Genomic DNA, 20,840 nt, shown 5'->3' with positions numbered 1-20,840 from the left:
CAACCGTGTTCCGTGGCCGTTCAGGCCCCAGATCCTTTCCCTGCGTGGCCTTTCAGGCCACCCAGATCCTTTCCCTGCGTGGCCCTTCAGGCCACGCGGTGGGCATCATACTGCCCGTGCTCGCGGAAGCGGGTCAGGTAGGACGGCAGAATGGCTGCCAGCGAGGACGGGTTGATGCCGAGACCAGCCAGCGTGCGGCCTTCGGCTTCGGCATCTGCCGAAACAACGTTGTCCACACGCAGCATCTTCACCTGGTCCACGGTCAGCAGCGGCTTGGGCAGCAGCTGCAGCACGCGTGCCTGCATTGTGGCCGCGCCAAAGGGCAGCGGCAGCAGCAGGCACTTCCGGCGGGTGATCTCCAGCATCAGCTCAAGGCATTCCTTGAAGCTCTTCACTTCCGGGCCGCCCAGTTCATAGACAGCGCCCGGCTTGCAGCCGCCATCCACAGCCTTGGCAACCGCAGCGGCAACATCACCGACATAGACCGGCTGGAACTTCGTGACCCCGCCGCCGACCAGCGGCAGGACCGGGGACATGCGCGCCATGGCAGCAAAGCGGTTGAAGAAGTCATCTTCCGGGCCGAACACGATGGACGGGCGCAGGATGACGCTGTCCGGCAGCGTTTCCAGAACGCCAGCCTCGCCGGCCGCCTTTGTGCGGGCATAGGCGGCGGGAGATGCCGCGTCAGCGCCGATGGCCGAGACGTGGACGATGCCGTTCAGGCCTGCAGCGCGGGCTGCTTCCGCAATGGCGCGCGGACCGAAGCCCTGCACGGCATCAAAGCTCTGGCGGCCGGACTGATAGAGAATCCCCACCAGATTGACGACCGCATCCGCCCCCTCGACGGCGCGGTCTACAGACCAGCGGTAACGCAGGTTCGCCTGAACCGGCATGATCTGGCCAACGCCGCCCAGCGGCTGCAGGTGCTCGGCCAGATCCGGACGGCGCACGGCCGCGCGAATCCTGTAGCCGCGGCGTGCCAGTGCAAGCACCACATGGCGGCCGAGAAAGCCGGAAGCACCGAAGACGGTAACGAGTTTTCCATTGAGCGCCGAATGCATTGCGGCCGGCTCCTTAGTCGCGTCACTTGAAGCAATGGGCCGCCCGGATGGCGGCGCACCTAGGGTTCTTAGCCCTTTGATCCCCGCCTGTGAAGGCGGCATGTGTGCAAATGCATTTTTCTCTCAAAAGGACGATTGACAAGCCCTCAGAGCACCCCTAAAAGCCCTCCTCACAGCCCAGGTGGCGGAATTGGTAGACGCACTAGTTTCAGGTACTAGCGCTCACAAGGCGTGGAGGTTCGAGTCCTCTCCTGGGCACCAAATTTCTGGATCACTACCAAGGTCCAGATCGAAAAGGTCCGCGAAAGCGGGCCTTTTTCGCTTTCAGGCCCTCCCAATGACTGCGCCGGATCTTGCCCGCTGCGAGGGAATGTGCTGAAAGAACCCGACGCAACTTCAGGATTTCCGCCGATGACCATCCGTTACCACAAGAACGACCTGCCCGATCTGTCCCACTATGAGGGTGTGGAGGCCGTGGCTGTGGACACGGAAACCCTGGGTCTCAACCCGCACCGCGACCGGCTCTGCGTGGTTCAGCTGTCGCCGGGCGATGGCACGGCGGATGTTGTGCAGATCGCCCGCGGCCAGAAGTCGGCCCCGAATCTCGCCCGTCTGTTCACCGACCCCGCCAAGGTGAAGATCTTCCACTTCGCCCGGTTCGATCTGGCGGTGCTCTACCAGTATCTCGGCATCACCGTGTCACCGGTCTGGTGCACCAAGATTGCCTCCAAGCTGGTGCGCACCTACACGGACCGGCACGGCCTGAAGGACATCACCCGCGAACTGGTGGGTGTCGACCTGTCGAAGCAGCAGCAGAGCTCGGACTGGGCGGCTGAAACGCTGACGGATGCGCAGCTTGCCTATGCTGCGTCCGACGTGCTGCACCTTCATGCGCTGCGTGCCCAGCTGCAGATGATGCTGGAGCGTGAAGAGCGAACCGGCTTCGCGCAAGCCTGTTTTGAGTTTCTGCCCACCCGTGCAAGGCTTGATCTGCTCGGCTGGGAGGAACAGGATATTTTTGCACATAGCTGAACAGGCGCTTCCGTCAGCTTGGCCGGCACTGCGTTGCATCTTTTTAACGTTCGTCGCATACCCCATATGCGGTTGCGTGTTTGGACGGCAGAATGACATGACTCCCGCATGGCGTGCAGTTGTGCGATCACCAAGTGGTGAGTCTGTGTGTGCGGCCACGAATCCGGCGCAAGTCTGCGTCAGGTGAATGTGCCAGGCCCTCTTGCGGGGCCCGCATGACAGTGTGACGCGGCCGCGAGCCGGGAGAAAAGATGGATCAGACGACACAGCGCTCCGGGGATGTGGCAGACGGACGGGTCAACAAGGCCCGTGTCAACGCGCGCCGCCACTCAGGCCGCGTGCGCGCCCTTCGCATCCTGCTGCCGGTGCTCGGACTGGTCGTTCTGCTGGGCATGGGCGGGCTGATCTTCGTCTTCAATCTCCTGAACAGCCTGGGCATTGGCAATGTGACCCTGACTTCCGAGGGGCTGGTCATGGACCGGCCGGAACTGTCGGGCAATGACGGTGACCGCACCTATCGGGTTCTGGCAGAGCGTGCCATCCAGCGTCTGACCAATCCGCGCATCATCGATCTGGAAATGATCACGGCCGAGATCGTCTCCAATCCGGAAGAAAAAGCGCAGATCACGTCCGACAAGGGCACCTATGACAGCAGCGCCGAGACGCTGCAGCTGTTCGAGAATGTCAGGATCAACTGGAGCGGCAAATATGCCATCGAGTTCCAGCGCGTTGATGTGGACATGAAGACGGGCGCGGTCGTGACGGACAGGTCGATGCAGGTGCAGTCGAAAGGCGGCGATATTCAGGCCAATGGCTTCACATATGATCAGGAAAATGGCATTGCCCGTTTCACTGATGGTATCAAGATGGTGCTGCGACCCGGCGCCGACAAAACGGAGAACCCGCAATGAAGGGTATCAGGACTTTGCTGACCCTCGCCGCACTGGCGATTGTACCCGTCGGGGCCTCCGCCCAGACCTTCAACAACGCGTTCCAGGGCTTCGGCCAGGACAATGAGCAGCCGATCCAGATCGAAGCCCGTGAGCTTCAGGTCGAGGATAATTCCAAGGTGGCAACCTTCACCGGCGACGTGGTCGTGGTGCAGGGCGAAACCACGCTGAAGACCCAGCGCCTGAAGGTCTTCTACGATGGCTCCGCCGCTCAGGGCGCTCAGCAGGATATCTCGCGCCTCGAGGCTTCGGGACGTGTTTTCATCACCTCGAAAGACCAGACGGCTACGGGCGATGAAGCCAACTTCGACATGGCTACCAACATGATGGTGATGACCGGCCGTGAGGTCGTGCTCAGCCAGGGGCCGAATGTGGTTGTCGGCAACAAGCTGACGGTCAATCTGACCACGGGTCAGGCGGATCTCGAAGCGCCCAAATCCGGCCGTGTGAAGGTCCTCATTCAGCCCAACAGCCTGAATAACACTCCGCCTGCCGGAAACTGAGTCCATCATCCGCCGCAAGGGAGAGCGGCGGCTGGTTGGCCCAGCGTGTGTGCAAGAGCTGTCTCTTACCGTGAGGATGCTTCCCGCGTGAAATGGTTGCCCTTCCCCTTTTCCGGCCGTGACGCCGCCGGACCCGAATCCGACGAAGCCTATGCCGGCGGCGCATTGACGGTCGAAGGCATCGGCAAAAGCTACCGCAAGCGCCAGGTGGTCAAATATGTCTCGCTGACGGTCAATCCGGGCGAGTCCGTCGGGCTGCTCGGGCCGAACGGGGCGGGCAAGACGACCACGTTCTACATGATCACGGGCCTGATCCGCCCGGATCAGGGGCAGATTACCCTCTCCGGCTTCGACATCACCAGCCTGCCCATGTACCGCCGCGCCCGCCTCGGCATCGGCTACCTGCCGCAGGAGGCCTCGATCTTCCGCGGCCTCAACGTGGAAGACAACATCCGCGCCGTGCTGGAAGTGGTGGAACCGGACAAGCGCCAGCGCGAAGCCGATCTGGATGAGCTTCTGGCTGAGTTCGGCCTCACCCATCTGCGCAAGTCTCCCTCGATCGCCCTGTCGGGCGGCGAGCGCCGCCGTGTGGAAATCGCCCGCGCGCTGGCAACCCGCCCGTCCTTCATGCTGCTGGACGAGCCCTTTGCCGGTATCGATCCCATCGCCGTGGGCGATATCCAGCAGCTGGTCCGCCATCTCACCCAGCGCGGCATCGGCGTTCTGATCACCGACCACAATGTCCGAGAAACGCTTGGCCTGATCGACCGCGCCTATATCATTGCCTCAGGCGAAGTGCTGACCGAAGGCGCTCCGCATGACATCGTGGCGGACCCGGATGTGCGCCGTCTTTATCTCGGAGAGCAATTTACGCTTTGAACAGGGCGCTGGTGCTGGGTTATAAGCAAGAAACGGACCAAAAAGCACCAGGATAGGAAACGCCCCCCGCCCATGGCAATCTCGACCAAGCTTGAGATGCGGCAAAGCCAGTCGCTGATCATGACGCCGCAGCTCATGCAGGCGATCAAGCTGCTGCAAATGTCCAATCTCGATCTGGTTGCCTATGTGGAGGCGGAGCTGGAGCGTAACCCCTTGCTGGAGCGCACGGAAGGTGGCGACGGCACGGGGGTGGCAGACGGGCAGGGCAGCGACCATGACGGTGCGCAGGATACGCCCGGCGGTGACGGTTTCGAGCCTGGCAGCGGTGAATTCAGCAGCAGTGACGGCGCCCCTTCCGAATGGCTTAAGAACGATCTGGAGCCGCAGGCCGAGAGCATCGCGTCGCAGATGGACACCGATCTCGGCAACGTTTTTCCCGATGAGCCCGGCGTGTCCGCAGCGCCGGAACCGGCCTCGCTTCTGGGCATCGACAGCCACAGGGCCAGCAGCTCGGCTTCCTCCGAGGACTATAATCTCGAAGCCTTCGTGGCTGAGGAAGAATCCCTCATTCAGGTGCTGATGGACCAGATGCATCTGGCTTTCGCCGATCCGGTGGACAAGATCATCGGCCAGCACCTGATCAACAGCCTCGACGAGAACGGCTATCTGCAGCTCGATCTGGAGGAAGCCGCTGCGCAGCTCGGCATTCCTGCTGCCCGCATCGAGGCCGTTCTTGCCGTGATGCAGGGGTTCGAGCCCTCCGGCGTCTTTGCCCGTTCGCTGGCCGAGTGCCTGGCCCTCCAGCTGAAGGAGCGCAACCGCTTCGACCCGGCGATGGAAGCCATGATCGCGCATATCGAGTTGCTGGCGCGCCATGATTATCCGGCGCTGCGCCGCATCTGCGGGGTGGACGAGGAAGACCTTGCCGACATGATCGCCGAGATCAAGGCGCTGGACCCTAGGCCGGGCCGGGCCTATGGCTCGTCCATCGTGCAGACGATGGTGCCGGACGTGCTGGTGCGCCCTGCCTCTGACGGCGGCTGGACGGTGGAGCTGAACACCGACACCTTGCCACGTGTGCTGGTCAACCAGACCTACTTCGCCTCCATCACCCGCAACGCCCGCAACGAGACCGAGCGCAGCTATCTGACCGATTGCCTGCAGACAGCGAACTGGCTGGTGAAAAGCCTCGACCAGCGGGCCAAGACCATCCTGAAGGTGGCGACCGAAATCGTGCGCCAGCAGGACGGCTTCCTGACTTATGGCATCGAGCACCTGCGGCCGCTGAACCTCAAGACCATTGCCGATGCCATCGGCATGCATGAATCCACGATCAGCCGTGTCACCTCAAACAAGTACATGGCAACCCCGCGCGGCATCTTCGAGCTGAAGTATTTCTTCTCCTCCGCCATTTCTGCGACGGAAGGGGGCGATGCCCATTCGGCAGAGGCCGTGCGCCACCGCATCAAGCAGATGATCGATGCCGAATCGCCGGACGATATTCTTTCCGACGACACGATCGTGAAGCGCCTCAAGGACGATGGCGTGGACATCGCCCGCCGCACTGTGGCCAAATACCGCGAGGCGATGAACCTCGGTTCTTCCGTGCAAAGACGCAGGGAAAAGAAGGGCTTGTCCTAAAGACAGCAAAAATTAATCGCACTCTCGTCCAGTAGGTGCTCACAAAGCCAAATTGTGATCCTATATGTTTTGGACGGGAGGTTTGATCCGCCCGGCCACTGAGGCTGCCAGAGCCGCCAATTGACTTTACGGGCAGTGCCGCCTATAGCACCGGCCGCGAAAGCAATGTCAGGGGTGTGGCGCCGAAGTGCCAACTGGGTCATGCTGTACCGTCCGGGGGTAAAAGCCCCGTGAGCCGGCTCCGGCCGGCAGGAAACGGTCCATGGAACAAGAAGAGGTCCCCATGACACTGCGGATTTCGGGTAAGAACGTTGATGTTGGCGATGCAATGCGCGTCCATGTCAACGACCGGATCGCCGACGCCCTGTCGAAGTATTTCGACGGGGGGTTTAACGGGCACGTCACGCTGACGCGCGAAGGCGCGGGCTTCAGGACGGAATGCTCGCTGCATCTCGACACGGGGATCGTGTTGCAGGTGTCCGGAGAGGACCATGATCCGCGCGCGAGCTTTGACCGCGCAGCGGACCGCATCGAAAAGCGGCTGCGCCGCTACAAGCGCAAGCTCAAGGCGCATCACAGTGCTGCAAATGGCACGCCGCGTGAATTCTATGATGCAGCGTCCTACGTACTGGCGTTGCCTGAGGAGGAAGAGGAAGTGCCGGCGGATTTCAATCCGCTGGTCATCGCCGAGACCTCGGCCCGGATCAAGACCCTCACCGTCGGCATGGCGGTCATGGAACTGGATCTGTCCGAAGCCCCGGTCGTCGTCTTCAAGAGCGCCGCGAATGGCGGCGTGAACGTCGTCTACCGGCGCCCGGACGGAAACATCGGCTGGATTGACCCAGCCTTGATTGGACAGCAGGCGGCCAACTAGGCCATCTTGTCCTCAAGTTCTGCACTCCCGGCGGGGCAACCTGCCGGGAGCGTTTTTGAGGACCAAACGGAAAAGAATGATGGATCTGAGCGATCTGATATCTCAGGAAGCGGTTGTCGTCGGTTTGAAGGCGAGCAGCAAGAAGCAGGCTATTCAGGAGCTGGCCACGAAGGCCGCGGAACTGACCGGCCTGTCCGAGCGCGAGATCTTCGACACGCTGCTGCAGCGTGAGCGGCTTGGGTCCACCGGCGTCGGGCATGGCGTGGCCATTCCCCATGGCAAGCTGGTGAAACTCGACAAGCTGGTTGGATTCTTCGCAAGGATGGAGAAGCCGATCGACTTCGATGCGCTGGACGACCAGCCGGTCGATCTCATTTTCCTGCTGCTGGCCCCGGAAGGGGCAGGCGCGGACCATCTCAAGGCGCTGGCACGGATCGCCCGCCAGCTGCGCGACACCAAGGTTGCAAGCGGCCTGCGTACGGCCGTTGATTCCCAAGCCGCTTTCGCGCTTCTGACCCAGCCGCAGTCGTCTTCGAACGCGGCCTGAACTGGCGGCGGGCGCGCCAGGCGCCAGAATGACTGAGTTTTGGAACACCCTGCCGGGCCTCCCCGGCAGGGTGTTTTCGTCTGAACTTCACGCCCAGGCACATTTTCCGCCATTCGGGCCTGTTCGTGTTGCTCCAGTCTGTGCCACCTTGCGTATAAGAGGTCAGACACGCCATTTGCAGGACAAGCCGGATGACCGCCGAACAGGATGCCGGGCACGGACAGCAGACAGCCACGGCGCTCTGGTATGTGGAGGGCGGAGCTTGCCAATTGCGCTCCGGGGAGCTGCCGCCGCTTGCGCCCGGCCGCGCACGGTTGCGCACGCTGGCAAGCGGTGTCAGCCGGGGCACGGAGCGGCTGGTGCTGAGCGGGCTGGTGCCGGAGGCTGAATGGCAGCGCATGCGCGCGCCGCTTCAGGAGGGCGCTTTTCCTTATCCGGTCAAGTATGGCTATGCCGCCGTGGGACGGGTCGAGGAAGGCCCGCCGGAGCTGCTTGGCCAGACCGTCTTCTGCCTGCATCCCCATCAGGATCTGTTTGATGCGCCGCTGGAGATGCTGGTGCCGGTGCCGCAGGGCATTCCGGCGGAGCGGGCCATTCTGGCAGCCAACATGGAAACCGCGCTTAACGCCCTGTGGGACGGTGCGCCCGCCCCCGGTGACCACATCTGCGTGGTGGGCGGCGGCGTTCTGGGTCTGCTCTGCGTGTTTCTGGCGGCAGGCATTCCCGGCACCCGCGTGACGCTTGTGGACATCGATCCCTCCCGGGCAGAGATTGCTGCGTCCTTTGGGGCCGGCTTTGCCTTGCCCACTGAGGCGCCGGGGGAGCAGGATCTCGTCATCCACGCCAGTGCCTCGCCCGAAGGGCTTGCGGCCGCGCTCACCTGCGCCGGGGATGAAGCCACCGTGCTGGAGCTGAGCTGGTATGGCGCAAAGCCGGTATCCGTGCCGCTGGGGGCTGACTTTCACAGCCGCCGTCTGGTGCTGAAATCAACGCAGGTCGGGCGCATTCCGGCGCAGCGCCGCAACCGCTGGACCTTCCGCCGCAGGCTGGAAACGGCGCTGTCGCTGCTGGCTGATGACCGCCTCGATGCGCTGCTGCACCCGCGCCTTCCCTTCGCCAGCCTGCCCGGGCGCCTGCCGCAGGTGCTTCTGCATGACCGTTCGGCTCTGGCACCGCTTGTTATCTACGACCAACCGGAGTGAGTGAATGTTTGCCGTTGAAGTCCGCGACCATGTGATGATTGCCCACTCCTTCAAGGGGGAGCTGTTCGGCCCGGCGCAGGCGCTGCATGGGGCGACTTTCGTGGTCGATGCTGCCTTTCTGGCTGACCGCCTGGATGTCAATGGCGTTGTCATCGACATCGGCCGCGCCCATGAGGCACTGAAGGAAGTGCTGTCACCGCTGAACTACCGCAACCTCGATGAGGTGCCGGAGTTCGCCGGGATCAACACGACGACGGAGTTTCTGACCAAGCACGTGCATGACCATCTTGCGCAGGCAGCAAGGGACAACCGGCTGGGCCGTCCCGGCTCCGAAATCCGGGCGATCCGGGTGACCATCTCCGAGTCGCATGTGGCCCGTGCCTGGTATGAGGCGCCTGTGGCATGACACTGGACACGGCATCGCAGTCCACACCGGCCGTCTTTGCCTTTCCAGGCAATCTCGACATGCCGACCGGCGGATACGGTTATGACCGGCGCATCATCGCCGGGCTGAAGGGACTTGGGCGGGAGGTGGAGCTGCTGGAACTGGGGGAGGGGTTTCCCTGCCCTGAACCGGAGGTGCTGCGCAGAGCCGAAACGGCCCTTGAGGCCCTGCCGGATGGCACGCTGCTGGTGGTGGATGGCCTTGCCTATGCGCTGCTGGGGGCTGTGGCGGCGCGCCTCGCGCCACGGATGACGCTCGTCTGCCTGCTGCATCATCCGCTGTGCCTTGAAAACGGTCTGGACCCGCAGCGCGCCCGCCATCTGGAAGCCGCTGAACGCGAGGCCCTGCGCCATGCCCATGAAGTGATCGTGACAAGCCACGCAACGGCGGCACGGGTGCGTGAGCTTTTCGCCGTACCGTCTGCACATCTGCATGTGGTGGAGCCGGGCACGGACCGGGCGCCGCAGGCGCTGGGCAGCGGCGGGCCGGGCCTGCGTCTCCTGTCCGTTGGCTCCATCGTGCCGCGCAAGGGGCATGACGTGCTGGTGGAGGCGCTGGCGGGTCTGACGGAATTTGACTGGCAGCTGGAAGTGGCGGGCGGCTTTCTGGACGAAGCCTGCCACACAGCGCTCCTTCAGCAGATTGCGGCATATGGGCTGGAGCGGCGGATCACCCTGCATGGGGCGCTGCCCGGCACCGTGCTGGAGGCCGCCTATGCAGCGGCAGACCTTTTCGTGCTCGCCAGCCACTACGAGGGCTTCGGCATGGCCTTCACCGAGGCGCTGGCCCGCGGGCTGCCGGTCATCGGCAGCGGCGGTCTTGCGGTGGAGCGAAGCCTGTCCGGCGGCGGCGGGATCTATGTGCAGCCCGGCAGCGTAGAGGATTTGCGTGCGGCTTTGCGCAGGCTGATGACGGACAGCGCCTTGCGCCGGCAATTGGCGGCAGAAGCGCGTGCTGCGGTCGACCGGATGCCGGACTGGACGGAGGCTGCGCGCCGGTTCTCGGCTGCGCTCGACGCAGCTGCGATCCGCATTCCGGCCTGATCAGGAGAAAGGAAAGACGGATGGCGGGATTTTCGGCTGAGTGGCTGGCATTGCGCTCCCCCGTGGATGAGGCGGCGCGCAATGCCGCAGTAGAAGGGGTGTTCCTTGACGCCCTGCCTGAGGGGCGGCTGCCGCATTTGACGGATCTGGCCAGCGGCACCGGCGCAACCGTTGCTGCGTTTGCGCCCAGGCTGGGCGAGGGACAGCGCTGGCTTCTGACCGACCATGATCCGGCCCTGCTGGCACAGGCCAGGGCCAGGCTTTCGGGTCTGGCGGGCGTTGCCATCGAGTACCGGGAAACCGATCTTGCCACAGGTTTCGGAGGTCTTGATCTGACGGCCACGGATGGGGTGACCACATCAGCCTTTCTGGATCTGGTCACGGCCGGATTTGCCGATGCTCTTGCTGCTGCGGTCAGCGCTGCGGGCAAGCCTTTTCTCGCCAGTCTCACCTATGATGGCCGGGCCGCCTGTTTTCCGCCCCATCCGCTGGATGAAACCGTGCGTCTTGCGATGAATGCGCATCAGCAGACGGACAAGGGCTTTGGCCCGGCGCTGGGCCCGGATGCTGCGCCTTATACTGCGCGTGCTTTCGAGAGAGCTGGCTACCGGGTGGTGCAGGGCACATCCGACTGGCAGGCCGGGCCGGAGCATGGTGCATTTCAGGAAGCGCTTGTGCGCGGCTGGGCGGATGCCGCCGGCGAGATGGGCGTCGATGCTGCGGGCATTGCGGGCTGGCTTGCCTACCGTCTGGCGGAGATTGCCGCCGGCCGCTCAACCCTTCAGGTCGGGCATCTCGACATCGCCGCCTTGTCCCATTCCAGCTCTCGATGAGCTTGTCTCATTGAGAGCTGGTCAAGCCCGTGCGGCGCATGCGCGAGCATCGAAAGCCCTGGTATCAGGAATAAACCGGGCAGGACCGCAGGTCGCAGTCGAGCAGCACCTCGTCACCGGCCTGATGCGGCGTCATGCGCGGACGCAGGGCCTCCTGCAGGGTCTGGATCGGTGAAAGCTCAAGCCCCATCTTCCCCGCACCGATGATCATCGGTGCGATAAGCAGGTGCAGCCGGTCGAGAGTGCGGGCTGCGATGAAGCGGGAAATCGTCTGGCTGCCGCCTTCGATAAGGATGCGGCGCAGGCCCGCCTTTGCCAGTGCCTGCACGATGGCCGAGGGGCAAAGCCCGCCGCACGTGAGCCGCTCCAGCCGAAGCACCTCAACCCCTTCGGGCCAGTCCCCACGCGTCTCTGCCGCCGTGATGACAAGACGGCGGGTGCCGTCGTCCTCGAACAGGCGCAGCTCACGCGGTACGCGGCCACTCGGATCAATGATGGCACGGGCCGGGTTTGGCCCTTCCACAAGGCGCACGTTCAGCTGCGGATCATCGGCAATGGCCGTTCCGGCGCCAACCACCACCACATCACAGACCGCGCGCAACCGGTGCAGATGCGACAGGCAGCCCGAACCGTTGATGTATTTGGAATCGCCGCTCACCGTAGCGATGCGCCCGTCAAGTGACTGGCCGAGCTGGCCGACCACGCGGGTCTCCCCCGGGTTAATGCGGATCAGCGGCCCGAAGAGGCTCTCCCACCGCTGCGGCAGGGGCTTTGCTGGTGTCCGGGCGGCAGCCAGAACCATGCTCCATTCTCCGTCATCGGCAAGGGGCGCAATGCGGAGGGCTGGATCGCGCAGGGAAGACTTGCGCTGGAGAGAGGGGGGGGCCGCATGCGGCCTTTCCCCGGCTGCCAGGGGCAATGGCGTTTGTGTCGGCCTCACCTGTACCGTTCCTCCCGGTGTCTTCAAGGCTTTTGACGCTGGTGCATCACACCCTGATACTGTTCAGGCACTTTTACGGGCCTGATCCGTTTCGAAGTACGCCCCCGAAACAGTTTTAGCAGAGATAAATAGGGTTTACCTTACGTTTGTCGACTGTACGCGCGGGAGTGGCAGTTCGATGCCTGTCTCACGTAATCGTGACAGTCCTTTGACTTCGGCGGCAGGTGTGCAATCCTGTGACGCAAGGGAAGAGGGAGAGGCTGCGATGAGCGATGACGCATTCCGCTATGGCGGCACGGCGCGCCTGTTTCACTGGGTGACGGCTGGCTTCGTGCTGGCGATGGTGCCGGCCGGGTTTGTCATGATCCGTGTTGGTCCCGGCAGCCTGCAGAACAGCCTGTTCGACTTTCACCGCTCGGTGGGTGTGGTGCTGATGCTGCTGACGCTGGCGCGCCTCGTCTGGCGGCTGCGTCACACGCCGCAGCCTCTACCAGATGCCATGCCTGCCTGGCAGCGCCGGGCGGCGGGCATCGTCCATGGTCTGCTTTATGGGTTTGTGCTGCTCAATCCGCTGATCGGCTGGGTGGCGACCTCCGCCTATGGCGCGTCTATCGAGGTTTTCGGCCTCTTCACCCTGCCGCCGCTGACAGGGCAGGACCGGGAACTGGCGGCCAGTCTCTTCCGCCTGCATATGGCGATGGGGCTGGCCTTCACCGCCCTCGTCTTCCTGCACATCGCAGCGGCGCTGCATCATCATTTCGTGCTGCGGGATGACACGCTGCGCCGGATGCTGGGATGAGGCATGCCGGCCTTCTGCCCGCAAGCCCATGCGGGCATGCTGCCTTGGCGGGTTCCTAAGGGAAAAGACCCTAAGAACGCAGAGTAAGTTTATCGCGGGTTAATGAAAACGGATGAATTGCAGTCTTGATTTAACTGTATTGTATCTTTGCGCGTGCCATGATCCCTGCGATTGCCTATCCTCGCCGCAAAGTTCCATCACTGGCCCGGTGCGAGAGGGTATGGCTGGCGTTGTTTGGGGTTGATAATTCAATGACTGCTACGATCCGTGACCTGATTTCCCGGCATGGCGGATTGCCTGTGCCCGTCGATACGCTGCGCGATGAGGACGACCTTTACGAAGCGGGCCTGTCGTCCTTTGCTTCCGTGCAGCTGATGCTGGGGCTGGAAGATGCCTTCGATATCGAATTTCCCGAGACCCTGCTGAACCGCAAGACCTTCGCCTCGATCGCGGCGATTTCAGCGGCTGTTGCTTCGCTGACAGCCGGACAGGTGGCGTGATGAACGAGTTGCGGCCGGTTCGTGCCCTTGCCCTGGCTGAGCGTGCAAGGCGCGCTGCGGCCGTGGCTGGCGCCCATGCGGATGATGTGGACGCTTCCGGCCGCTTCCCGCAGGAGGCGCTGGATGCCATGCGGGCGGAGCGTCTGCTGGGTCTGCAGATTCCGGTAGCCCTCGGCGGCGAAGGCGCCTCCACCGCAGAACTGGCGGAAGTCTGCTCCGTTCTCGGTCAGGCCTGTTCGGCTTCGGGCATGATCTTCGCCATGCACCAGATCAAGGTGTCGAGCCTTGTGGCGCACGGACAGGGCGATGCGTGGCACGAAGGCTTCATGCGCCGGATCGCGGATGAACAGCTTCTGCTCGCCTCCGCCACCACCGAAGGTGGCATTGGCGGCAACCTGCGCAACTCCATCTGCGCCATTGAGGTGGCAGACGGGATCTGCCGGCTTGAGAAGGACGCGACGGTCATCTCCTATGCGGAGGCAGCGGATGCCATCCTTGTCACCTCGCGGGCAAAGGCCGACAGCGCGCCGTCCGACCAGGTGATGACCGTGTTTCTGAAAGGCCAGTACAGCCTCGACAAGACCCATGACTGGGACACGCTGGGCATGCGCGGCACCCGCTCGGACGGGTTCCTGTTCAAGGGCGAGGCACCGGCCTGTCAGATCCTGCCCAAGCCCTTTGCCGAGATCGCGGCCCAGTCGATGCTGGTCTATTCGCACATCCTGTGGAGCGGCGTGTGGTTCGGCATTGCAGCCGATGCCTTTGCGCGGGCACAGGCCTTCGTGAAGGCCGCAGCGCGCAAGAGCCCCGGCACCGTGCCGCCCGGCGCCTTGCGCCTGGCCGAAGCGTCCAACCTGCTGCAGCTGGTGAAGTCCAACATTCTGGCGGCGCTGCAGCAGTATGAGGCGGCGCGGGAGGACGAGACGCGGCTGTCCTCCATCAGCTTTGCCGTCTCCATGAACAATGTGAAGATCGCCTCTTCGCAGACGATCCTCGACATCATCAATCACTGCCTGCTGGTCTGCGGCATCATGGGCTACAAGAATGGTACGCCTTACAGCCTTGGCCGTCACTTGCGCGATGCCCATTCGGCGCAGCTGATGATTTCCAACGACCGCATTCTCGGCAACACATCCACGCTTCTGCTGATGAACCGGCAGGACACCAGCCTTCTCGGCTGAGACATTTCAAAAAGCGATTTCCGGGGGATACATGGACATGCAGGCTTCCCTTCTCGACCGGCTGTTTGCCGCCGGTCATCTCATCGACACGGGCGTTGACGGCCTTTATGGCCGGGGCGGGGTGTTCGAGGATGTAATCCAGCGCTTTGACGCGCTTGTGTCGGCCTTCGGTGCGGACCAGCATGCCGAAGCCATCCGGTTTCCGCCCGGCATGAACCGGGCTCACTTCGAGGGCTCGGGCTACATGAAAAGCTTCCCGCAGCTGGCTGGAACCGTGCACAGTTTCTGCGGCTGCGAGCTGGACCATGTGAACCTGCTGCAATGCATGACTGAGGGCGGCGACTGGACCAGGGGGCAGGCGGCAACGGATATCGTGCTGACGCCGGCCGCCTGCTATCCGCTTTATCCCACCGTGGCGCGGCGCGGGCAGCTGCCGGAGCGCGGCGGCATCTTCGATCTTCAGTCCTATTGCTTCCGTCATGAGCCGTCGAAGGATCCGGCGCGCATGCAGCTGTTCCGCATGCGCGAATATGTGCGCATGGGCACGCCGGACGAAGTAATGGCCTTCCGCCAGTCGTGGATGGAGCGCGGGCAGGAGCTGATTGCCAGCGTCGGCCTGCCGGTCGCCATCGATGTGGCCAATGACCCGTTCTTTGGCCGGGCCGGGCGCATGCTCTCCAACAACCAGCGCGACCAGAACCTGAAGTTCGAGCTGCTGGTGCCGGTGACCTCCACCGAGAAGCCGACCGCGTGCCTGTCCTTCAACTACCATCAGGACCATTTCGGCAAGACCTGGGGCCTGACCACGGCGGACGGCGAAGTGGCGCATACGGCCTGCGTCGGCTTTGGCCTTGAGCGTGTGGCGCTGGCGCTGTTTGCTCACCACGGCCTCGACACCGGCAGCTGGCCGGCCGGGGTGCGCAAGGTGCTGTGGGGCTGAGATGGCCGTAACGGACAAGGTGTTTCCGGCGCTTTCGCCCGAGACCTATCAGCGCCATGCCTTGCATGACCTGTCGCGCGACTGGCCGGAAACCAACTGCTATCTCGACATATGGATCGAGGTTCTGGCCTCTTTGGGCCTGCCGCCGGAGGCCGCGCTGGGCTTTGCCATCACGCAGGACTTCGAGGGCGACCAGTTCACCTTCTTCAAGGTGCCGCTGGAGGATCTGGAGGCGCTCTTCGGTCTGCGGGTGACGGAACTCGCCATCTACGACCGGGTGGAGCTGCATGTGGCAGAGCAGATCCGCCGCGGGCGCCTGTGCCTTGTCGAGCTGGACAGCTTCTTCCTGCCGGACACGCAGGGCACCGCCTACCGCAAGGAGCATGGCAAGACGACGGTGGCCATCAACCGGCTCGACCTTGAAGCCCGGCAGATGGACTATTTCCATAACCTTGGCCTGCACCGGCTGGAGGGAGAGGATTTCGACGGCATCTTCCATCGCAACGCCGCACCGGACGCCCTGCCGCTGCTGCCCTATACCGAATTCGTCAAGTTCCCGGCTGCGTTGCCGCAGAAGCCGGAGATTGCGCGGCGCGCCGCGAAGATCCTTGCCCGCCATGTTGCAGCCCGGCCCGAGGCCAACCCGGTGCGTGGCTTTGCGGCTATCTTTGCCGGGCAGGTTGAGGCGATTGCGGAACGGCCTTTCGGCTTCTTCCACCTCTATGCCTTCAATACCCTGCGCCAGCTGGGTGCGAATTTCGAGCTGTTCGCAGCGCATCTTGACTGGCTTTCCGCCAACCACGCGCAGCTTGGCGGGCTGGCGCCGCTTTCGGCTCACGCGAAGGCCATCTCCTCCTGCGCCAAATCCGTCCAGTTCCAGCTCGCCCGCGCGGTGATGCGCAAGTCCTTCGACCGGCTGACGCCAGCCCTGGCACCTGCCGCAGATGCCTGGGATGAGCTGGCGGCGGGGCTGGCGGCGGTTTGTGGTGATGCGGGTGACGAAGTTGCATAACGTTTGGCCGCAGCGCCCCTCTCCCCCCTTGAGGGGGAGATGTCTGCGCCAGCAGACAGAGGGGGGGAGCAGCGTTTCCTCAAACGAATGCCTGCCGTATCAAGCCGGTAGACTGTTTACCCCCCTCTGCCCCCTGACGGGGGCATCTCCCCCTCAAGGGGGGAGAGGAAGGGGAGCGAAACTGCAGGCTGCCCATGAAGGCCCGGGCGCATGAAGATGGCAGGGCGCAAGCTTCTCACCGCAGACTGGCGCATGGTGGTGCTGCCGGTTGGGACCGTTGCAACGCTTGAGGGACTGGCGGAGCTGGAGAGCATTCCCGCGCCCGTGCCCGGAACGGCGGCGGAATCCCTTGCGCAGGCAGGGCGGTTTGATCCGGCGGCCCCCACTCCGCTGCAGGACCGGGATATCTGTTACAGCGCCGAGGTCACCGTCCAACCCGGCCGTCACCAGCTGATCTTCGAAGGGCTGGCAACGCTCTGCGAGGTCTGGTGGAACGGCACTTGCGTGCTGGAGACGGACAACATGTTCCGAAGCTACGCCGTTGAGGTGGAGGCGCAGGCGCAGAACACGCTCGTTCTCGTCTTCCGGGCGCTGACCGGGCGGCTTGCCCGCAAGCTGCCGCGCGCCCGCTGGAAAACCATGCTCATTGATGAGCCCGCGCTGCGTGGCATCCGCACGACGCTGCTTGGCCACATGCCCGGCTGGTGCCCGGAGATTGAGGCCGTGGGGCCGTGGAAGCCGGTCTGGATCCAAAAGGTGGATGCAGATGCGCCGCAGGTGGAAGCCATCTCTGCGCTGCTCGATGAAGATGGCGCCGGTCATCTGACAGTCAGTCTGCGGGGACTGGCGGAGATGGCGGGGGCTATGATCCGCTGCGCCGGTCACACTGCGGAGCTGAAGCAAACCGGCTCTGGCAGATTCACGGCCGATCTCCACCTGCCCGGCGTGGCCCCCTGGTGGCCCGCCACCCATGGCACCCCGGCTCTGCATGACGTGGTGCTGGAGCAGGACGGCCTTGAGACCCGGCTTGGCCGCACCGGCTTCCGCCGCATCGGGGCGGACCGGGGGGCGGATGGCAAGGGCTTCGGCCTGGTCCTCAATGGCGTGCCGGTCTTTGCCCGTGGCGCGGTCTGGACGAGTGCTGACCTGTTGGCGCTGCGTGATGACCGCGAGGCCTGCCGCCCGCATCTGGAAGCAGCCGTGGCTGCCGGGTTCAACATGATCCGCGTGCCGGGCTTGGGCGTTTATGCTAGCGATGATCTGCTTGATCTGTGCGATGAACTGGGGCTGATGCTCTGGCAGGATTTCCAGTTCGCCAATTTCGATTATCCGATGGCTGATGAGGCCTTTGCTGCATCCGTCGAGGTGGAGGCGCGGCAGGCGCTGGCCCGTCTCAGCCCGCATCCCTGCCTCACCGTGTTGTGCGGCGGCAGCGAAATGCATCAGCAGGCGGCGATGATGGGCTTGCCCGCAGAGCGGCGCGCCTGCCCGCTTTCGGGAGAGTTGCTGCCGCGCCTTGCGGCGGAAGAGGCGCCGCGCATTCCCTTCGTGCGCAACTCCCCCTCCGGCGGCAGCCTGCCGTTCTATCCGGGGGAGGGCATCGGCCATTATTATGGCGTCGGGGCTTACCGCCGCCCGCTGGAAGATGCCCGCCGTGCCAATGTGCGCTTTGCCGGAGAGTGCCTTGCCTTCGCCAATCTGCCGGATGACGCGGGCCTTGCAGGCCGCAAACCGTCAGATGCGGACTGGAAGGCGATGGCTCCCAAAGACCGGGGTGCAGACTGGGATTTCGCGGATGTGCGGGATCATTATGTCAGGGAGCTTTACCGGGTTGACCCACAGGCACTCGCGGCGGAAGACCCGGCGCGCTACCTCATGTTGTCCCGCGCGGTCAGCGGCGCAGTGATGGCAGAGACCTTTGCCGAGTGGCGGAGGATTGGTTCTTCCTGCCGGGGAGCGCTGGTTCTGGCGCTGAGCGATCTTGCCCCCGGCTGCGGCTGGGGTCTGATCGCGGCGGGCGGTGAGCCCAAGCCTGCGTTGCAGGCCCTGGCCCATGTGCTGCGCCCCCTTCAGGTGCTGGCGCTGGATGAGGGCACCAACGGCCTTGATGTTCATCTTCTCAATGAGACGGCAGAGCCGCGCCGGGTGAAGCTCACCTTGCAGGCGCTGCGGGATGGCCATGTGCCAGTGCTGAGTGCCGCCCGCGAGATGGAACTTGCCGCCCGGTCAGGGCAGATCATTCCTGCGGTTGATCTCATCGGCAGTTTCTTCGACATCACCTATGCCTACCGCTTCGGCCCGCTGCCGCATTCGGTCACGGTGCTGCGCCTCACAGATGCGGAGACGGGCGAATGCCTCAGCGAGGCGTTCCAATTCCCCGCAGGCCGCAATTTGCCGCCGCAGGATCTGGGTCTGACGGTGGCGGTAGAGAGATGCGAGGACGGCAGCTGGGTGCTGGAGGTGACGGCGAGCCGCTTTGCCGAAAGCCTGCATGTGGAGGATCCGTGCTTCATCGCGGAAGACAACTGGTTCCACCTTTCCCCCGGTGAGCCACGCCGCATTCGCCTCAGGCGCAGAGCCTCTGCACCGGGTGATGCGGCACCGCGCGGTCTGGTCTCGGCGGTCAATGCGCTGGCAGGTGTGGGCTACGAGACTTGATATCAAGGCTCTGAGATGCTGGCGCATCACGCCTTGAAAAGGCTCAAGCGCCGCACGGGCTCATACCAACGCTCGACGAGTTAAGCTCATCGAGCGTTGGTATGAGCCGCCTTCAGCAGATGATCGAACCAGACGGCCCGCGCTGCGGGCGGTGTCAGATTGTGATCGGCCTTTTCGAGGAAGGTGACGGACACGCCGGGAAGACCGGACGCCTTCGCACCACTGGGGCCAAGTGCCTGTTCCAGATAGGGCAGGCCGGGGTCATCGGGGCTGTAGATCAGGTCGATGGTCTGATCGCGTCCGGAGACAAGCGCCAGATCGGCGGCGATCTGCCGTTGCAGGCGGGATGAAGGCGTCAGGCCCATAGCCCAGGGCGCCGTTTTCTCTTCGGCCTTTTGCAGCGCCCGTCCGGCCATATATTTCAGGAGCCGCAGCACCGGCACGCCGCCGGAAAGCAGTTTGCGCAGCTTGTCCGGATCCAGCAGCTTGCCCGCATAGCCGGCGGCATCGTCATGGCCGAAATGCAGCAGATCGGCGATATCCTCGCGCCGGTCCCACAGCAGCCGCTGCAGGTTGACGCAGACCGCCGCCTTGATCCGCGTATCTGCGACTGCGCCACGGAGCGCCAGATAGGCACCGCTGCAGGCTCCCGTTGCGATGACAGTGCGGTGGCCGCGCGCGCCCAGCCAGTCGAGCGCATCCGTCACGTCCTGCATCTGCGGGGCGCTGTAGTGGACAGGATAGAGCCCTTCCGGTGCGGCCACGCTGTCGCCAATGTCGGAAGCATCGACCCGCAGCGAGGCGATGCCTTGCGCGGCCAGTGCCCGCGCCATGTCCCGCATGCCATGGGCCCAGCCGGTGCGCGGCGTGCCGCCCGCGGAAAAGGCCAGAACCACGGGGAGGGGGGCTTCCGGCGGGTTCACGGGCTTGCACCAGGTTCCGGCCATCTGACCGTACCGGCCCAGCATGACGGTTTCCTCGGTGAAGCTGGCGGCAGACAGGATGGCTGGCTTTGCCGGAGCTGCGGCGCCGGCCGGGACGGAGGGAGGCAAGGCCCTATCAAGCCAGAGGGCCAGCCCGGCCAGATCATCCAGCGGCGCTTGCGACAGGGTCGGATCGGTGACCATGGCGTCATAGCCGGAAAAATCGAGCCGTGTTGCCTTGGGGTGCATGGCGGCAAGGTCCGAGGCAAAGTCCACTTCGGAGGTTCGTCCGGGACGGGGCATGACGAGGACGGGCAAGCTGGCCGGGATGTCCTGCGCAGTCATCCGGCGTGAGCGGATGGCGCCCGCCAGCCCTTCGGTCATGGCGATCCCGGCCACATGAAAGGCGATGCCCGGCACCGGCGGCGTGGAAATGCCCGTTCGCTCTGCGATCATGGCGGCATTCAGCTGGTTCTCCCGCAGCCAGCTGCGGCCCGAAACGGGCGGGGCCATGAGGATCAGTGCGGTGGCACTCTGCGGCTGACGGGCCACCCGGTCCAGCGCCAGAAGCGCGCCGAGGCCAAGGCCTGCAAAGATGAACCGGTCGCACGCGCGGGCAGCGCTCAGAGCTTCGGCGGCTTCATCAAGGGCGGTTGCGGCCTGTTCCAGTCCATCGATCTCTTCCGGATTGTGCAAGGAAGCGCCCATGCCGGGCAGATCGAACCGCAGCACCGGATAGCCGGCAGCCGCCAGCCGCTCGGCCAGAAGCCGCATGCTGCGCCGGGCGCAAAGGCCAGTGTAGCCCCAGTCTTCGATCAGGATCACACCGGTGCGTGCGGGTGGTCCCATGACCAGCGCGGGTTCATGCGTCAGCGCA

20 protein-coding genes and 1 tRNA gene are annotated in these 20,840 nt (G+C 64.1%); 18 read left to right on the top strand and 3 right to left on the bottom strand.

Annotated elements, in window-relative coordinates:
* Nucleotides 1-86: 86 nt before the first annotated feature.
* Nucleotides 87-1,061: a complex I NDUFA9 subunit family protein gene (locus H163_RS0105705; protein ID WP_019963595.1), complete on the bottom strand. Its 975-nt coding sequence runs from the start codon at nt 1,059-1,061 to the stop codon at nt 87-89.
* A 175-nt stretch (nt 1,062-1,236) separates the two neighbouring features.
* Between H163_RS0105705 and H163_RS0105700 the strand changes: the two genes are divergently transcribed.
* The 12 genes from H163_RS0105700 (at nt 1,237) to H163_RS0105645 (ending at nt 11,010) form a co-directional block, all read left to right on the top strand.
* Nucleotides 1,237-1,322, top strand: a tRNA-Leu gene (locus tag H163_RS0105700).
* Nucleotides 1,323-1,472: 150 nt separating this feature from the next.
* Nucleotides 1,473-2,093: a ribonuclease D gene (locus H163_RS0105695; protein ID WP_019963594.1), complete on the top strand. Its 621-nt coding sequence runs from the start codon at nt 1,473-1,475 to the stop codon at nt 2,091-2,093.
* A gap of 251 nt (nt 2,094-2,344) precedes the next feature.
* Nucleotides 2,345-3,004: an LPS export ABC transporter periplasmic protein LptC gene (gene lptC, locus H163_RS0105690; protein ID WP_019963593.1), complete on the top strand. Its 660-nt coding sequence runs from the start codon at nt 2,345-2,347 to the stop codon at nt 3,002-3,004.
* The gene (lptA, locus tag H163_RS0105685; RefSeq protein WP_040678140.1) at nt 3,001-3,546 is read left to right on the top strand and encodes a lipopolysaccharide transport periplasmic protein LptA; all 546 of its coding nucleotides are present in this window, start codon (nt 3,001-3,003) and stop codon (nt 3,544-3,546) included. Before lptC ends, lptA begins: the two co-directional genes overlap by 4 nt.
* A 96-nt stretch (nt 3,547-3,642) precedes the next feature.
* Nucleotides 3,643-4,425, top strand: a complete 783-nt coding sequence (gene lptB, locus H163_RS0105680; protein ID WP_019963591.1) for an LPS export ABC transporter ATP-binding protein — start codon at nt 3,643-3,645, stop codon at nt 4,423-4,425.
* Between the two features lie 72 nt (nt 4,426-4,497).
* Nucleotides 4,498-6,066, top strand: coding sequence for an RNA polymerase factor sigma-54 (rpoN, locus tag H163_RS0105675; RefSeq protein ID WP_019963590.1), 1,569 nt, complete (start codon nt 4,498-4,500; stop codon nt 6,064-6,066).
* 283 nt (nt 6,067-6,349) lie between these two features.
* The gene (gene hpf / locus H163_RS0105670; RefSeq protein WP_026355497.1) at nt 6,350-6,940 is read left to right on the top strand and encodes a ribosome hibernation-promoting factor, HPF/YfiA family; all 591 of its coding nucleotides are present in this window, start codon (nt 6,350-6,352) and stop codon (nt 6,938-6,940) included.
* A gap of 79 nt (nt 6,941-7,019) precedes the next feature.
* Entirely contained in the window at nt 7,020-7,487 is a 468-nt protein-coding gene (gene ptsN / locus H163_RS0105665) for a PTS IIA-like nitrogen regulatory protein PtsN (protein WP_026355496.1), read from the top strand.
* 191 nt (nt 7,488-7,678) lie between these two features.
* Nucleotides 7,679-8,689, top strand: coding sequence for a zinc-dependent alcohol dehydrogenase (locus H163_RS0105660; RefSeq protein ID WP_019963587.1), 1,011 nt, complete (start codon nt 7,679-7,681; stop codon nt 8,687-8,689).
* A gap of 4 nt (nt 8,690-8,693) precedes the next feature.
* Entirely contained in the window at nt 8,694-9,095 is a 402-nt protein-coding gene (locus H163_RS0105655; protein WP_019963586.1) for a 6-pyruvoyl trahydropterin synthase family protein, read from the top strand.
* Nucleotides 9,092-10,177 (top strand): glycosyltransferase family 4 protein, encoded by a 1,086-nt coding sequence (locus H163_RS0105650; protein ID WP_019963585.1) that lies wholly within the window; start codon nt 9,092-9,094, stop codon nt 10,175-10,177. Before H163_RS0105655 ends, H163_RS0105650 begins: the two co-directional genes overlap by 4 nt.
* 20 nt (nt 10,178-10,197) lie before the next feature.
* On the top strand, nt 10,198-11,010 hold the full coding sequence (locus tag H163_RS0105645; RefSeq protein ID WP_026355495.1) for a class I SAM-dependent methyltransferase: 813 nt from the start codon (nt 10,198-10,200) through the stop codon (nt 11,008-11,010).
* A 64-nt stretch (nt 11,011-11,074) separates the two neighbouring features.
* Here the strand turns inward: H163_RS0105645 and H163_RS0105640 are convergent, their stop codons facing one another.
* Entirely contained in the window at nt 11,075-11,812 is a 738-nt protein-coding gene (locus H163_RS0105640) for a RibD family protein (protein WP_019963583.1), read from the bottom strand.
* Between the two features lie 403 nt (nt 11,813-12,215).
* Here H163_RS0105640 and H163_RS0105635 point away from each other — a divergent pair, with 403 nt between their 5' ends.
* The 6 genes from H163_RS0105635 to H163_RS0105610 all read left to right on the top strand — a co-directional run bounded on the left by H163_RS0105635 (nt 12,216) and on the right by H163_RS0105610 (nt 19,040).
* Nucleotides 12,216-12,749, top strand: a complete 534-nt coding sequence (locus H163_RS0105635) for a cytochrome b (RefSeq protein ID WP_019963582.1) — start codon at nt 12,216-12,218, stop codon at nt 12,747-12,749.
* A 251-nt stretch (nt 12,750-13,000) separates the two neighbouring features.
* Nucleotides 13,001-13,249 carry an acyl carrier protein gene (locus H163_RS0105630; protein ID WP_019963581.1) on the top strand — a complete coding sequence of 83 codons (249 nt, stop codon included), beginning with the start codon at nt 13,001-13,003 and terminating at the stop codon, nt 13,247-13,249.
* The gene (locus H163_RS0105625; RefSeq protein WP_019963580.1) at nt 13,249-14,430 is read left to right on the top strand and encodes an acyl-CoA dehydrogenase family protein; all 1,182 of its coding nucleotides are present in this window, start codon (nt 13,249-13,251) and stop codon (nt 14,428-14,430) included. The genes H163_RS0105630 and H163_RS0105625 overlap by 1 nt, the downstream gene beginning before the upstream one ends.
* A 31-nt stretch (nt 14,431-14,461) precedes the next feature.
* A complete protein-coding gene (locus H163_RS0105620; RefSeq protein WP_019963579.1) occupies nt 14,462-15,370 on the top strand; it encodes an amino acid--[acyl-carrier-protein] ligase in 909 nt (302 codons plus the stop codon).
* Nucleotide 15,371: 1 nt separating this feature from the next.
* Nucleotides 15,372-16,382 (top strand): DUF1839 family protein, encoded by a 1,011-nt coding sequence (locus tag H163_RS0105615; RefSeq protein ID WP_019963578.1) that lies wholly within the window; start codon nt 15,372-15,374, stop codon nt 16,380-16,382.
* A 210-nt stretch (nt 16,383-16,592) separates the two neighbouring features.
* A complete protein-coding gene (locus H163_RS0105610; protein ID WP_019963577.1) occupies nt 16,593-19,040 on the top strand; it encodes a glycosyl hydrolase 2 galactose-binding domain-containing protein in 2,448 nt (815 codons plus the stop codon).
* Between the two features lie 86 nt (nt 19,041-19,126).
* Here H163_RS0105610 and H163_RS0105605 read toward each other — a convergent pair whose 3' ends face one another.
* Nucleotides 19,127-20,812, bottom strand: coding sequence for an alpha/beta fold hydrolase (locus tag H163_RS0105605; RefSeq protein WP_160118245.1), 1,686 nt, complete (start codon nt 20,810-20,812; stop codon nt 19,127-19,129).
* Nucleotides 20,813-20,840: the final 28 nt, after the last annotated feature.

It is taken from the genome of Pannonibacter phragmitetus DSM 14782 (assembly GCF_000382365.1).
In the GTDB taxonomy this organism is placed as follows: domain Bacteria; phylum Pseudomonadota; class Alphaproteobacteria; order Rhizobiales; family Stappiaceae; genus Pannonibacter; species Pannonibacter phragmitetus.
This window is presented reverse-complemented; position numbering and strand designations above follow the sequence as displayed.

Coding starts and splice junctions, on each gene's coding strand:
- H163_RS0105615 (WP_019963578.1), top strand. CDS start 15,372: ATGGCCGTAACGGACAAGGTGTTTCCGGCGCTTTCGCCCGAGACCTAT.
- H163_RS0105625 (WP_019963580.1), top strand. CDS start 13,249: ATGAACGAGTTGCGGCCGGTTCGTGCCCTTGCCCTGGCTGAGCGTGCA.
- rpoN (WP_019963590.1), top strand. CDS start 4,498: ATGGCAATCTCGACCAAGCTTGAGATGCGGCAAAGCCAGTCGCTGATC.
- H163_RS0105620 (WP_019963579.1), top strand. CDS start 14,462: ATGGACATGCAGGCTTCCCTTCTCGACCGGCTGTTTGCCGCCGGTCAT.
- lptC (WP_019963593.1), top strand. CDS start 2,345: ATGGATCAGACGACACAGCGCTCCGGGGATGTGGCAGACGGACGGGTC.
- H163_RS0105705 (WP_019963595.1), bottom strand. CDS start 1,061: ATGCATTCGGCGCTCAATGGAAAACTCGTTACCGTCTTCGGTGCTTCC.
- H163_RS0105655 (WP_019963586.1), top strand. CDS start 8,694: ATGTTTGCCGTTGAAGTCCGCGACCATGTGATGATTGCCCACTCCTTC.
- H163_RS0105635 (WP_019963582.1), top strand. CDS start 12,216: ATGAGCGATGACGCATTCCGCTATGGCGGCACGGCGCGCCTGTTTCAC.
- H163_RS0105650 (WP_019963585.1), top strand. CDS start 9,092: ATGACACTGGACACGGCATCGCAGTCCACACCGGCCGTCTTTGCCTTT.
- ptsN (WP_026355496.1), top strand. CDS start 7,020: ATGGATCTGAGCGATCTGATATCTCAGGAAGCGGTTGTCGTCGGTTTG.
- H163_RS0105610 (WP_019963577.1), top strand. CDS start 16,593: ATGAAGATGGCAGGGCGCAAGCTTCTCACCGCAGACTGGCGCATGGTG.
- H163_RS0105630 (WP_019963581.1), top strand. CDS start 13,001: ATGACTGCTACGATCCGTGACCTGATTTCCCGGCATGGCGGATTGCCT.
- H163_RS0105640 (WP_019963583.1), bottom strand. CDS start 11,812: ATGGTTCTGGCTGCCGCCCGGACACCAGCAAAGCCCCTGCCGCAGCGG.
- hpf (WP_026355497.1), top strand. CDS start 6,350: ATGACACTGCGGATTTCGGGTAAGAACGTTGATGTTGGCGATGCAATG.
- lptA (WP_040678140.1), top strand. CDS start 3,001: ATGAAGGGTATCAGGACTTTGCTGACCCTCGCCGCACTGGCGATTGTA.
- H163_RS0105695 (WP_019963594.1), top strand. CDS start 1,473: ATGACCATCCGTTACCACAAGAACGACCTGCCCGATCTGTCCCACTAT.
- H163_RS0105645 (WP_026355495.1), top strand. CDS start 10,198: ATGGCGGGATTTTCGGCTGAGTGGCTGGCATTGCGCTCCCCCGTGGAT.
- H163_RS0105660 (WP_019963587.1), top strand. CDS start 7,679: ATGACCGCCGAACAGGATGCCGGGCACGGACAGCAGACAGCCACGGCG.
- H163_RS0105605 (WP_160118245.1), bottom strand. CDS start 20,812: ATGGGACCACCCGCACGCACCGGTGTGATCCTGATCGAAGACTGGGGC.